Source organism: Chryseobacterium sp. JV274, from assembly GCF_903969135.1.
Classification (GTDB): Bacteria; Bacteroidota; Bacteroidia; order Flavobacteriales; family Weeksellaceae; genus Chryseobacterium.
Genome location: NZ_LR824569.1, coordinates 1,880,507 through 1,894,702, shown reverse-complemented (window position 1 = coordinate 1,894,702; position 14,196 = coordinate 1,880,507). Strand labels below are relative to the sequence as shown.

At 36.1% G+C, this 14,196-nt stretch carries 9 protein-coding genes; 4 read left to right on the top strand and 5 right to left on the bottom strand.

Translation table 11 applies throughout. The features are described 5' to 3' along the window. Window positions 1-48 precede the first annotated feature (48 nt). The 3 genes from CHRYMOREF3P_RS08770 to CHRYMOREF3P_RS08760 form a co-directional block, all read right to left on the bottom strand. Window positions 49-2,817, bottom strand: coding sequence for a TonB-dependent receptor (locus tag CHRYMOREF3P_RS08770; protein ID WP_180564416.1), 2,769 nt, complete (start codon window positions 2,815-2,817; stop codon window positions 49-51). Window positions 2,818-2,913: 96 nt separating this feature from the next. After that, window positions 2,914-3,333, bottom strand: a complete 420-nt coding sequence (locus CHRYMOREF3P_RS08765; RefSeq protein ID WP_077419274.1) for an SH3 domain-containing protein — start codon at window positions 3,331-3,333, stop codon at window positions 2,914-2,916. Window positions 3,334-3,339: 6 nt separating this feature from the next. Then, window positions 3,340-3,828, bottom strand: coding sequence for a BON domain-containing protein (locus CHRYMOREF3P_RS08760; protein ID WP_180564415.1), 489 nt, complete (start codon window positions 3,826-3,828; stop codon window positions 3,340-3,342). 220 nt (window positions 3,829-4,048) lie between these two features. Between CHRYMOREF3P_RS08760 and CHRYMOREF3P_RS08755 the strand changes: the two genes are divergently transcribed. Beyond that, window positions 4,049-5,299: a dicarboxylate/amino acid:cation symporter gene (locus tag CHRYMOREF3P_RS08755; protein WP_077419276.1), complete on the top strand. Its 1,251-nt coding sequence runs from the start codon at window positions 4,049-4,051 to the stop codon at window positions 5,297-5,299. An 8-nt stretch (window positions 5,300-5,307) separates the two neighbouring features. Next, the gene (locus tag CHRYMOREF3P_RS08750) at window positions 5,308-6,033 is read left to right on the top strand and encodes a phytanoyl-CoA dioxygenase family protein (protein ID WP_077419277.1); all 726 of its coding nucleotides are present in this window, start codon (window positions 5,308-5,310) and stop codon (window positions 6,031-6,033) included. Between the two features lie 190 nt (window positions 6,034-6,223). Here the strand turns inward: CHRYMOREF3P_RS08750 and CHRYMOREF3P_RS08745 are convergent, their stop codons facing one another. Then, window positions 6,224-9,025, bottom strand: a complete 2,802-nt coding sequence (locus tag CHRYMOREF3P_RS08745) for a GH92 family glycosyl hydrolase (protein ID WP_180564414.1) — start codon at window positions 9,023-9,025, stop codon at window positions 6,224-6,226. A gap of 95 nt (window positions 9,026-9,120) precedes the next feature. Here CHRYMOREF3P_RS08745 and CHRYMOREF3P_RS08740 point away from each other — a divergent pair, with 95 nt between their 5' ends. After that, window positions 9,121-11,463: an outer membrane beta-barrel family protein gene (locus CHRYMOREF3P_RS08740; protein WP_180564413.1), complete on the top strand. Its 2,343-nt coding sequence runs from the start codon at window positions 9,121-9,123 to the stop codon at window positions 11,461-11,463. A gap of 92 nt (window positions 11,464-11,555) precedes the next feature. On the opposite strand, the gene CHRYMOREF3P_RS08735 is transcribed toward CHRYMOREF3P_RS08740, so the two are convergent. Next, on the bottom strand, window positions 11,556-12,011 hold the full coding sequence (locus CHRYMOREF3P_RS08735; protein ID WP_180564412.1) for a hypothetical protein: 456 nt from the start codon (window positions 12,009-12,011) through the stop codon (window positions 11,556-11,558). A 227-nt stretch (window positions 12,012-12,238) separates the two neighbouring features. On the opposite strand from CHRYMOREF3P_RS08735, the gene CHRYMOREF3P_RS08730 reads away from it, so the two are divergent. Beyond that, a complete protein-coding gene (locus CHRYMOREF3P_RS08730) occupies window positions 12,239-14,194 on the top strand; it encodes a metallophosphoesterase family protein (protein WP_077419281.1) in 1,956 nt (651 codons plus the stop codon). Window positions 14,195-14,196 lie beyond the last annotated feature (2 nt).

Sequence of the window (14,196 nt, the reverse complement as noted above, 5' to 3'; positions counted from 1 at the left end):
AAGATCCGGCCATTATCAAAAATATATATATAAAAGTATGGTGTTGTGTTATTGCATTTTTTTACCGGCAAACTTATTCAGCTTCATGCTGATAGAGAACATGATATATCGTTTCAAAATCAGATCTTCACGGTCTTCAAAATAAGAATCTGTGATGGTTCTTCTCACACTTTGATTTTGATTTAAAACATCATAAATCTTCACTTTTGCTGTAAACTGTTTTTTGTAGAATGAATAACCCAGACTGGTATTCCAGAAGTAGAAATCCTTTTTAAAGCCGGGAGCAATATTTGAGTTGGTATTATATTCAAAATCGTTTCCAAATACGAAATTGCCTTTCAGCAGATAATTGGTAAGTTCCAGTTTTAATGACTGATTGGCCGTATTTATACTTTTTAAATTATAATTGGTATAATTTGAGAAGCTGTATCCAAGTCGGTAAGAAGGTTTGATCGTCATTTTATCTTTGATCTCATACACAAGATTAAGACCAGGATTGAGATTGTATGAATTGCTGGTGAAAGATTGTCCGTCGATAAAACCATTATTGTAAGCATAATTCATGTTGAATGTTGGGTTAATGGTCAGTTTGTCATTTTTCCATTTCAGGGTTTTACTAAAGCCCCCGCCGGCGTTAATGCTTTTATTTCCACTTACATTGTCATAAGTAACGATCTGTTTTCCTGCATTATCATAAGTAGAAAAATTGATGATGTCATTATTCCTGTACGTAAAGCCAATATTGAAATAGTAACTGAGGTTTTTTACTTTATTATAATTATTGAAATACAGATAAAGATTGTTGATCCAGGTATTTTTCAAATTGGGGTTTCCTTGATAGGTAATCAAAGGATTGGATTCATCTTTATAAGGAGTCAGCTGTTCTGCAGTCGGAATGTTGAAGTTAGAGTAATTATAGATACTTAAGATTTTACCTTCCCCAAGCTGATAGTAAAGGTTGAGATTATATTCGGGCAACACGAAATTTTTCTGCAGGTCATATTGCTGTCCGTTGTAGATAGAGTTTACCTTCATATCTGAAATGTCAAGGTTCACCGAAGCCCAGAAGTTGAGTTTATTTTTATTGATTTGATAGCTCAATTCAGGAGAAATCTGATTGATTCTCTGCTTCATATTATTCGATAAAAGCTGGTTGAATTTAGTGTAATCTCCGGTTACATTATCAAAATCGTTTACATTCCTTAAATCCCTCGCTGATCTCGCTTCATATTTTATTTTAAAATTTACACTGGACGAATCGGAAACGGGTTCTGAATATCCTGTACTGAAATTGAATGAGCTGTTCTGATTTTTATTTTTGGCTAACTGGTCACGATTATCTTTTGTTATCCCGTTTTGGTCATAAAATGTGTTCTGGGATTGGCTTAGGTTATCCCTTTTAGACTCAGAAATAGAACTGTTCATATTGGCTGAAAGCACACGTCCTTTTTTCTTGAATTTTCTGGAAAAATAGATGTAAGGATTAAATGAATTGCTTTCCGAATCATTACTTGAATAGGAGTTGCTTTCATTCAGAAGGCTGCCATTCTTCAAAGTAGATGATTGTGAATTATTGAAATTAAAACTGCTGTTTTTAGTAAATCTCGGTGAAAAATAAACACTTGTCATAGAATCCAGCTTGATTTTGACTGAAGTATCAAAACTGTATTGCTTAGATTCATTTTCTCCATTACTTTCAGAATTGGTCTGAAGCGTATAATTGGGTAGAAGAGTAGATCTGGAAACCTTGGATCTTGTCTCCGTATTAGAATCTGAATGCATCAGACTGAAAGAATCCAGATCAGCATCTTTCCCCATTTTATCACTGTAATTCAATCCTATGGTGGTAGACCGCTGAATTCCTCTTGTACTGCCTCCCTGATTATAATACGTCACATTTCCTACCGTTGAGACTGATCCGCCCTGCATCATCCAGGCATTCCGCCCGTTCCCCATACTGTCAAAAACTTCATCCCTGGAAAACCCTTGTGAATTGATATTATTGGATGATGCAAGAATACTTACTTTTGTGTCTCCTTTAAAATAACTGGCCAGTCCGCTTGCTTCATACCGCTTGTCTGACCCGTATCCGACCGTAAGTCTTGTCAGCAACCCTTTATTCTTTTTTTCATCAATATTAAAGTTGATAGTAGTGTTCTGAGATTTGGCTGCTTGCCCGCTCAGTTCTTCTTCCTTTGTCTTGGTTGTTGTAAACTGAATGTTCTTGATGATATCTGCAGGTAAATTCTGCAGGGCAATTTTGCCGTCTTTATCGAAGAAAGGTTTGCCGTTGATCATGATCTGATCCACTTCTTTCCCGTTGACTGTAATTTTTCCTTCATTGCTGATGTCTACTCCGGGAATCTGCTTCAGAAGTTCCTCTATTTTACTGTCAGGCCGTACTTTGATTGCCGCTGCACTGAATTCAATGGTATCCTTTTTAATTTTTACCGGTGATGCAGTGATTTTTACCTCATCAATATTATTGACAATACTTTGTTTTTCAAGCTGAATATCTCCTAAGGATAGGGGTTGATCTATTTTATCAAATTTTTTTGAATAGGACGACAATTTATCAGCATCAATTTTAAGAATGGAAGGTTCTTTTACATCGTCTATCTTCAGAGAAAATTTACCTTCTTTATTGGTTGCTGTATAGTTGACAATGGATGAATCTTTTTCTTTCAAAAGATAAACGGTGGCATTTTCTATCGCTTTCTTTTCAGAATCGGATATTTTTCCATCGATGTGTAATTTTTGGGCGTGCAGAATAATGACTGTGAACATCAAAGTCAATAGCAGCAGAGTTTTCTTCATTAGTTTTTTTTTCAGAGCCGTAAAAATATAAAAACATCCCAAAGTTGGGATGTTTCTATGCTTTTTTTGTGAAAATTTATTATTTTTTAATAAAAATTATGCTCTTAAATATCTTGAATAAGCATATCCTTCCTGGCCGTCATCAGTTTTCACTTTCCACCAGTCATCAGAAGTCTGCTCAATTAAAGTTACAGAAGAACCTTTAGCTGCTTTACCTACTACGGCAGCTTCAGTAGAAGGTTCCTGTCTGATATTCAGGTTAGAATCTTCTGTTGCTACTGTTAAAGAAGCTCCTGAAGTAAGACCTGCAACCTGTACATCAATATTGATATCTGAAGCAGAATAAGTAGAATCAATAGCTCCTAAAGCATTCCATACAGCATCTTTAGCCGCGGTGTTGGAAGCATTTCCGGAAACATAAAGAATTCCGTCCTGCTCCTGAACCTGAAGATTGGCGATCCCTGCAGACTGTGCCGCTGAAACTACGCTTGAATATTTATCTTGTAATTCGCTCATCTTAAATTATTTTACGATTAGGTTGTTGTTATACTTTCCGATTTTCAAAGCATCTACAGATTCTTTGATTTTTCTAGCCTGCAGGCCGGAAACATTTCCTGTAAGAGTAAGCTGTCCGTTTACAACTTCTACCTTTACAGAAGGGAAATCCTTCACCGCATCCTGAACTTTTTTCTGAACAGCAGGATCTACAGCAGAAGAAGTTTCAACAGGGGCAGGGGCAGGAGCAGCTGCTACAGTAGACATATCCATTACGTCTTTTACTCCGTTGATCGCTTTTAATTTTGTGATCATCGCGTCTTTAGACTGCTGGTCTGCGAAAGTACCGCTTAAGTGAGCTACACCTTCTTTTACTTCAACAGAAGCATTGGGATTAGAAGTTACTACCGTTGTAGCCTGAGTCTGAAGGTCGGCATCAGAAACTTTCTTTTTACAAGAAATAGCACCGAAAGATACAGCTACAGCTAATGCAGCCATTGCAATAGTTTTTTTCATATTGTATATTTATTAATGTTGTTATACAATCAAATGTAATAATAAAATTTGTACCAAAAGAATAAAAATTCAATAAATGTTTTTTAATTTTTTTACAATATTTTCTAAACCAGGCTTTTAATTTTTAGGGATTAAAAACTTAATGTAAAATTAATCCACATTGAAGAAAATCTTCTGCCAATTGAAAAACCATTATATTTGCGCAAATTGAACTATATATATGAAAGGACAGAATAAACTTTTTATAGCAATTATCATTGCCCTTCTTGTTGGAGTAGGAATCGGAGGTATTGTACATGTGAAATATCCTGAGAATGCGGAACCTTTTGCTAAGAACATAAAATTGTTGGGAACGGTTTTCATCAGATTGGTACAGATGATTATTGCTCCTTTGGTTTTTACGACATTAGTAGTGGGGATTGCCAAAATGAGTGATATTAAAATGATTGGAAGAGTAGGAACAAAAGCAATGCTTTGGTTTATTTCCGCTTCTCTGATTTCCCTTTTTATCGGGTTAATCCTTGTTAACTGGCTTGAGCCGGGACATGTCACAAAACTACCGATTCAGGACGTATCTTCTGCTGATGAACTTCTTAAAAGCAGTAAAAGTTTCTCCATGGAAGACTTTGTAAAGCATATGATTCCTAAAAGTTTATTTGAAGCCTTTGCTACCAATGAAGTATTGCAGATCGTGATATTTGCTGTGATGTTTGGAGTTGCACTTGCGAATTTAGGAGAAGAGTATTCTAAGCCTGTGGTAAAGCTTTTTGATATCATCGCTCACGCAATTCTTAAAATGGTAGGGTATATCATGTGGTTTGCTCCACTGGGAGTATTGGGAGCTATTGCAGCAGTAGTGGCAACCAATGGTTTTGAAATCTTTAAAGTATATGCTATTTATCTGAGAGATTTCTTCTTTGCTATAGCAGTTCTTTGGCTGGTACTTTTACTGGTAGGTTATTTTATCTTAGGAAACCGTCTTTTTGACCTTTTAAAAAGAATTAAAGAACCGTTACTGATCGCTTTCTCTACAACGAGTTCAGAAGCAGTGTTCCCGAAATTGGTGGAAGAGCTTGAAAAATTCGGTTGTAACAGCAGAGTAGTATCCTTTATTTTACCTTTAGGATATTCATTCAACCTGGATGGAAGTATGATGTATATGACATTTGCTTCAATCTTTATTGCTCAGATCTATGGGATCGAAATGAGCCTTGGACAGCAGATCACCATGCTATTGGTATTAATGCTTACCTCAAAAGGAATTGCAGGTGTTCCGAGAGCTTCTCTGGTAATTATTGTGGCAACCTGTTCTATGTTTGGTATTCCACCGGAAGGAATTGCTTTGATCTTACCAATTGACCATTTCTGTGATATGGGAAGAAGTATGACCAACGTGTTAGGAAATACACTGGCCACTTCTGCAGTTTCCAAATGGGAAGGACAATTGACAGAGCCATTAGACAAAATTTAAATATATCAATGAGTTTACAAAACTTAAAAAACAATAAAAGCCATATTCTTGAATATGGCTTTGCTGTTATCAATAATGTATTTTCACAGAAAGAACTTGAAGAAATAAACCATGTTCTGCAGCATATAGATACCTCAAAAGAGAATTTCAGAAAGTCTGAAGATCTTTTCGCTATAAGACAGTTTTTAAAAGAAGTTCCGGAAATTAAAGACCTGATTTTTAATGAAAATATTCAGAAAGTGGTTAAGGAAATCTTCGGAGAAAAATATTTTGTGGTCAAAAGTATTTATTTTGATAAGCCTGAAACCTCCAACTGGTATGTAGCTTATCATCAGGATCTGACAATTTCTGTAGATAAAAAACTGGATCTGCCTGATTTCGGTCCATGGACAACTAAAAAGAATCAGTTTGCAGTACAGCCTCCATTAAATATTTTGGAAAATATCTATACTGTAAGAATCCATCTGGACGATACTGACGAAAATAATGGAGCTTTGAAAGTAGTTCCAAAGTCTCACGCAAAAGGTATTTACAGACCGGAAACCATCGACTGGACGATTGAAACAGAAGAAATCTGTAATGTTGAAAAAGGCGGAATTATGATCATGAAACCCTTAACGCTTCACGGTTCTAACCGGACAACCAACGGAAAGAAAAGGAGAGTGATCCACATAGAATTTTCTGATATGGAACTTCCGGAAGTTCTGCAATGGTCGGAAAGAATGAATTCATAAAAAATCGGTCTTCGAATTTTCGAAGGCCGATTTTTTATGATGGGAAGCTGGAAGAAGAAAGCTTCTGAAAGACTAAGGATTAAAATCAGTCTATTTTATTAATTTTTTTTTAAATCTAAAATTTCTACAAGCCAACTTTTAAAAAGTAATCTGGCAAATAGAAACCTCCAGCTTCACTCTTCCATCTTCCTTACTTTGCAGAAATCTCATCAATAAAAATATAAGCATCTCCTCCTGCTCCCTGGTGCCATTCAGGAAGTTTTCCGAAGTAATAGGCTTTTACTTTGATATATCTCGCTTCGGTAGGAAGAATTTCAGTAGAAAAATCTTTGACCTGTACCTTCTCATCTTTAGCATCAATATCACTTTCAACCGTTTTCAGAAGAATAAAATCTTTCCCGTTCATGGAAGCGTAATATTCTACTTTTCTAGGCATCAGAATCCATGCTCTGCTGTCCTGAAGGTAGGTGGAAGATAATGACTTGATTTGCTGAGGAGATTTGAAATCAATGATTGCTTCGAAATTCTGCCCCTGATAGCCTTGCCATTCACCTTTCCTCCAGTTGACATCACCTCTGATTCCGTCAATAAGAGCCAGTTTTCCGGTAGCGCTGTACTGTGGAGTCACTTTAGACATGATATTAATGTCCCAATAATTTGGTCTTCTGTTGAAATTGGCTGTGGTTACAGAACTTTTTTCTCCGTTTCTTTCGGCATAAGCCATTACCTGAGTAGTCTTTGTGATGGAGAATGGCCCTTTGTAAGTAGAGAAAGTCTTTCTTTTATTGCTGTCGCTTTCATCCATGGTCATATAATATACCTTGTCATTTGGATTCAGTGGGGAGATCTCAACTTTGGTAGAAAAATCAAAGATTCTGTCAGCTGCGATCACGGGCGAAGCTGTTTGTTCTGCATATTTAAAGTCCTTAACAGGTTTCACATTTTCGAAACCAAGTTTTTTAAGCTCTGCTCTGCTGGTGTTTTTAGTAATGGTTTTTGTCGTACCATCTTCCAGATGAAGCTTGATTTCATCAAAATAAGGTATTGTCGTTTCCCATTCCGGTAATCCTGGGGTAACGGAATAAATTCCCATAGAGCTTAGAATATACCACGCACTCATTTGGCCGCAGTCTTCATTTCCAATCAATCCGTCAGGTGTATTTTTATAAAAATTATCAAGGATATATTTTATTTTAGCATCTGTTTTTTCTGGCTTATCTACAAAATTGTACAGGTAAGCAATGTGGTGGCTTGGCTCATTTCCCTGAGCATATTGTCCCATCAATCCTGTGATATCTACCTGTTCCCTTCCAGTTGTTTTATCCGGAGCGGAAAAGATGGCATCAATGAACTGTTCAAATTTTTCTTTTCCGCCATGAGCTGCAATAAGTCCCGGAATATCCTGCTGTACGGAATAAGAATAATGCCATGAATTCCCTTCTGTATAATTATTGTTGACTTCTCTAGGATCAAAAGGTTCATACCAGTTTCCGTTCTTTCTTGGCTGCATAAACCCTGTTTTAGGATTATAAAGATTTTTCCAGTTTTGAGAACGCTTCATGAAATACTGATAATCTTCTTTTTTGCCTAAAATTTTTGCCATTTGAGCAATACACCAGTCGTCATAGGCATATTCTACAGTTTTGGAAACACTTTCATGCTCATCATCGATACTGATATAATTATTCTGCTTGTAAGCATTCAATCCAAAAATGTCCTGCATTGCAGAACCTTTTGCAGCCTGAAAAGCTTTTTCGTAATCAAACCCCTGAATTCCCTTGGCCATAGCATCTGCCATTACAGAAACGGAGTGATAGCCAATCATACATTCTGTTTCATTGGATGCCAGTTCCCATACCGGAAGTTTTCCCCCTTGTTCATATTGTTTGATAAAAGTGTTAATGAAATCTGCAGTTCTTTTTCTGTCAATCAAAGTCATTAATGGATGAGCGCCTCTGAAGGTGTCCCAAAGTGAAAAGACCGTGTAATAATCAAAACCGGTTGCATTATATAACTTGTTGTCCCTGCCTCTGTATTTTCCGTCAACATCCATATTGATGTTTGGTTGTGTGAAAACATGATAAAGAGCGGTGTAAAAAACAGCTAATTTATTTTTATCATCAGACTTCACTTCAATTTTTGAAAGCTCTTTGTCCCAATTGGCTTCTGCCTGTTTTCTTACAGCATCAAAATCCTTTGATTGTCCTTCTGCCAGCATATTTTTGCCAGCTCCTTCATATCCTGTGGGAGAAATAGAAACTTTTACATTAATTTTTTCTCCTTTTTTAACACCGGTTGAAAATGCCAGTGCAAGCTTTGTTCCGGTAAAAAGATGAGTTTCCTGTTTTCCGTTGACTTCTTTCTTGGAAATTTTCATAGGTTTTGAAAATTCAATTCTGGCGTAGATATATTGGTTGGTAGCCCAGGCCTCACTTCTTCTGAAAACTTCAATGGTTTTATCATCAATGATTTTTACTTCCCCTTCAAGAAGTTTATCTCTGTGGTTGAGGTCTAAAATAATATTGGCATCACCTGCATTATTGAAGGTATATTCATGATGACCAACTCTTTTTGTCGTTGTCAGGCGTACTCCAATATTATGTTTATCTAATTTAACAGCATAATATCCGGCAGCAGCCTTTTCATTTTTATGCGAAAATTTTGAGGAATAATTTTTACTGTCCAGACTTGGGTTTCCCATCGTAGGCATCAGCATAATGTCTCCATAATCTGAAACTCCGGTTCCGTTCAGATGGGTATGAGAAAAACCATAGATCACGGAATCCGAATAATGATATCCACTGCATCCGTCCCAGCTTCCGTCAATTCTTGTATCCGGAGAAAGCTGTACCATCCCGAATGGAACGATTGCCCCTGGAAAAGTATGGCCATGGCCTCCGGTTCCTATAAAAGGATTCACATATTGGGAGTAATTCTGTGCGGAAATGATCTGAGTAATAAATAAAGAAAATGCTATAAGCCCTTTTTTCATGTTCTGATTTTATAAAGGCGAAGATATTGAAAAACAGCAAAACAGAGGTAATAAAACAGAAGTCTAGCTTGTCTTATAGAAAACTATTATCATTCATGAAGAAGATATTACTTGCTGTAATCATGCTATTGCCGGCAGCTGCATTTGCCCAGACAATAACAGGGAAGATCACCCAAACCGGAAATGCAGTTCCTTATGTTGAGGTGATTGCTGTAAAAGATCAGAAAAAACAGACCGCTATTTCAGACGAAAAAGGAAACTATTCACTGAAGCTTTCAGAAAACGGGAGCTATAATATTAAGATTATCCAGGACGGTGCAGAAATATCCAGTAAGGAGCTGATGGTAAATGGTGAGGTAAAACACGATTTTTTTATTGAAAAAAAGAATGAAAAACAGATTGAAGGGGTTACACTTACTGCCAGAAAAAAACTGATTGAGAGAAAAGCTGACCGATTGGTTTTCAACGTTTCCAATTCGGTGGCTTCACAGGGAATGGATGGCGTGGATGCTCTTGCAACAACGCCTTTGGTAAAAGTTGATGACAATACCGGAGTTTCCATTGTTGGCAAAAGTGGAGTAGCAGTGATGATCAACGACAGGATTCTGAATTTGTCAGATGCTGAGCTGGTTACTTACCTGAAAAGCCTCAGATCCGAAAATATAGAAAAAATTGAAGTCATTACTTCTCCTCCTGCCAAATATGAAGCGCAGGGAAACAGCGGCCTGATCAATATTGTTTTAAAGAAAAATCAGAATATCGGATGGAGTGGAAGCCTGACCTCCAGCCTTCAGCAGCAGACCTATACCGGACATTCAAACAGTGTGACATTGAATTATCAGAATGAAAAACTGCGAACCTCATTGAAATTAAGACAAAATAAAAATAAAAAGCACTCTTATGAAAACTATTGGATAGAAGGTGCAGATGGTCTTAAAAGTAATGATAACAGAAGTGATTTCGGAGATGGTCTTGGAGCTAACTTAAGTCTGGATTATCAGCTGGGGAAGAAGTCTAATATCGGATTTATTTATGATTTCGGATTCGGGCATTCCAATATGAATATCACCAATACTTCGGACTATTTTCAAAATGGCAGCTATACCAATACCTTACTTACTTATGCAGAGCACAGGGCTACCAGCAGACAACATACTGCCAGTGCTTATTATGATCTGAAATTCGGGAAACAGGATAATAAACTGAGCATTACAGGAAATTATTTTTCCAATACTCCGGAAACGACCATTGATTTTACGACTAGAGAAAGTTCTGGCGACCGATTTGTCGTAAAATCACCCTCAATGGTGGATTATAAAATTTATTCCGGACAGGCAGATCTTACACTGCCTTACCAGTTCGTAAAGACTGAAACAGGTGTGAAATTCACAAATTTTGATAATAACTCTAGTATATTCTATCAGAACTTAACAAATGGAGACTACATTACAGATCCACTGAAAAGTAACGAGTTTGAGTATAATGAAAAAAATTATGCAGCTTATATCAGTTTTGAAAAATCATTCAACGAAAAATGGTCGGCAAAAGCGGGTTTACGGTATGAGTATTCTGTAGTCAATGGGAATTCTTTAACTTCCGGACAGCAGACCGAAAACTCTTATGGGAAATTTTTCCCTACTGCCTATATCAGCTATAAAAGCAATGAAAATCATACTTTCAGCCTGAATTATTCCAAAAGGATCAACAGACCGGGATTTCGTGCGATTAATCCGTATCGCTGGTACATCAATATCAATTCCTATTTCACAGGAAATCCTTTCCTGAAACCTTCCATTAATCATAATTTTGAACTTTCTTATGTTTATAAAGGAAAATTATCGGCATCCGCTTATTTTCAGAGAACAGTGGAAGCGTTTGGTCAGCTGGCTAATCTGAAAGGGGAAAACAGGGTAAGCACTTTTGAAAATTATTATAATCAGAATAGCATGGGCATTTCTCTTAATTATTCCGATACTTTTTTCAAAAAATGGGAAGCTAATTATTCGGCCAATTATTCTTATATGAATACTGACGTTTTTGCAACCGATGCCCTTTCCAGAAAAGGAAACAGCTATGATTTCGATTTTCAGAATAATATATCACTCAACCCAGGCAAAACGATACAGCTGATCTTAAATTACTGGTTCCGTCTGCCTTCCAATTCCGGAAATTCATATATGAAATTTGCCGGCAATTTTACATCGGGTCTGAAACTGAGCTTTATGGAAAGAAGTCTTCAGCTGAATGTGTTTGTTTCTGATATTTTGAAGCAAGGGAAAAGTCTGGGTGAAATCTATTATACAACCGGAACTCATTCGTACAATAATTATTATGATGCCAGAAGACTTACGGTATCTGCAACCTATACTTTCGGAAATAAAAAAGTAAAAGGAATGGACCGCAATGTAAAGTTTGATGAAAAAAACAGAGCCAACTGATCACCTGATTTTAAATTATTTTTTCGATGCATGTCATTGACTACGTCGAATCTTCGATTTCTGACAAAGGAAGAATCTCAACATGGAAATATCTATACTTCTCCTTCAAAGACATCAGTAAGATATTTCTCTTTGTCTTTTTCTTCTCTTTCAGAACCCAGATATTTTTTCCAGGATTGGGATTCATGATATACAATACCCATTTCCCAAACACAGTAAGTAGGGAGGTGGGTTTTGTTTCTGTCCCATATTTCAAAGTTTCCGGAACCGTCATAATAAACACTTTCCCATAATTCATTTTCACTCCGCCACGTACATACCAGGAGAAGATAATTTTCTCCGCAACGATGCATAATGATGAATCCCAGATCTTTAATATTTTGAAAGTCTTCTTCAGCATATTCAACACATAACCGGGCATTATGGATGTCCTGTGGAGAGATTTCTGCAGGGTCACCAGCCAGATCATACCATTTGAATTTCGTTTTTCCGACTGTAAAAATTCCTTTTGGCAGTGCATATTTGGAAGGGTAGGTATTGGTTTTCATAACAATTGTTTTACAATGATAATGGTGTTAATAAATCTAATTATTTTATTTTAAATATCTATTCATAAATATTTTTATTAACGGATAAAATACCACAAAAGTGTTATATGATTCGAATTCCAAATTTCATACATTTGATGGTAAACTAATAATTCCCGGTTTGAAATACTCAAAAATTTTTTAAGTATAACAAAACTGGGGAAACGAAGACCAACTCAATACAAAATATGATGGAAACATTATTTTTTTACCTTCTGCTGCTTGTTGCAGTTACGTTTCTGATATTTTACTTTAAAGACAGTCTATACGCTTCTAAAAAAGTGAAAATATTTAAAGATGTTGATGAGAAATACCCTTATTACTTTATTCCTCAAAAACCTGTCAAATGGTTTGATTTTACCGGGTTGATGAATAGTTTCAGAATGGTTTCTCTTTCTGCAGATATCCTTTCTATCATTGATAAAAGAGAAATGCAGACCGCTTTGGGAAAAGATACCGGAAGAGAACTGATAGAAAATAATTGTGATGAACCTGAAGATGAATTCTGGTTTGATTTCATTGCAGATACCGGCGATGGCTTTGATGCTACCACCTCTGTTTTTTACCATCTGACAAGAGACAGCTATATCTATTCTTTTAAAAATGAATTCAACAGAGATGTTGAGGATGAGGTTGAAATCAAACTGAAAAGGGGATCTGTTTTGGTAGTGGGAGGTGATCTGGTATATCCCGTAGGCTCTGAAATCAATTACAGAGACCGCTTCAAAGGACCTTTAAGACTTGTTGCTCCTGATACAAAAGAAGCAGGCCCGATACTCATTGCCACACCGGGAAATCATGACTGGTACGATGGTTTAAGTGCTTTTTTCAGGCTGATGTGCCAGAGAAGTAAAATCAGTGATTACAGAACCGTACAGAACCGAAGCTATTTCGCTTATTTACTAAGGGATAATGTTCACTTAATGGGTATTGACAATCAATTGCTCGGTGATATTGATATTCCTCAGATGACTTTTTTTACTGAATATGTTGAGAGAATATCAAAAGGAAATGATACAAACCACATTATCCTGCTCATTGCAGAACCTTACTGGTACAATTACCAGATAAAAGACAGACACAAGAGAAGACAGCGTATGGATAGCCTGGAATATATCATCAGAACGATGAAAGAAGCTGTCAGAAAGCTGGAAGCCAGTAATATAAAATCAGAAATTATTTTTGATGTAGTGCTTACAGGAGATATTCATCATTATTCACATTATAAATTAGATGAAAATGAGAAAGGCTATGATAAAGAGATCAAACATTATATTACTTCAGGAGGAGGAGGTGCTTTCGGACATGTTACCGATTTTTTAAAAGATACCATCACTCTTCCTATCCTGCAAAATACAACGACTACAGAACTTACCTATAAACTGAATGGCAGATATCCGTCTAAAGAAAAATCCGGTAAAAAAACATTCTGGAACCTTATTTTCTTTATCATTAACTATGAATTTACTGTATTGCTGTTTTTTCTCTCATTAATTGTTACCTATACCCATTGTTACTCAGATTCTATTTTGAAAGGGTTGATTTTATTTTTAATTCCTGTCATCTTTCATTTTACCATCACCAAAGTCACCAATACAGAATGTTCCGGGAAGGAAGAATGGACGAGCAGAATTTTACGGGGATTTTTGTTTATATTATCTTTTGCTGTTCAATGGTTTGTATTTATGAAGCTTCAGACTTATGGATTTGCTTTTTTAAAAGACAGTCATTTGTCTTTTATTCATATTAATGAAATAAAAAGTTTCTTTAAAATTCCGGTGGGCTGTGATTATTTTGTTTCTCAACTGATCATTTCCGCTCTTTTGCAATCCATACTTTTTGGATGGTATATTCTTTTCGGATATCATTTTTTTAAATTGTATGTAACCGAAATCTCATCAGGGAAAATAAATACAGGAAATAAAAACTTTCTGAAGTTTAAAATAACAGATAAAGAAATTGTCATCTATGTAGTTGCTATCAAAAAAACATACCAATGGATGAATTTATTAAAAAAGAAACAGGCTTCTCATTTACAAAAAGAGATGCTTACGGAGGATCCAAAGAAATTTATCAAAGACAATTTCAAACTGGATCCGGGCAAAAATGTGAAAATTATTGATAAAATAACCATTTCATTATAACC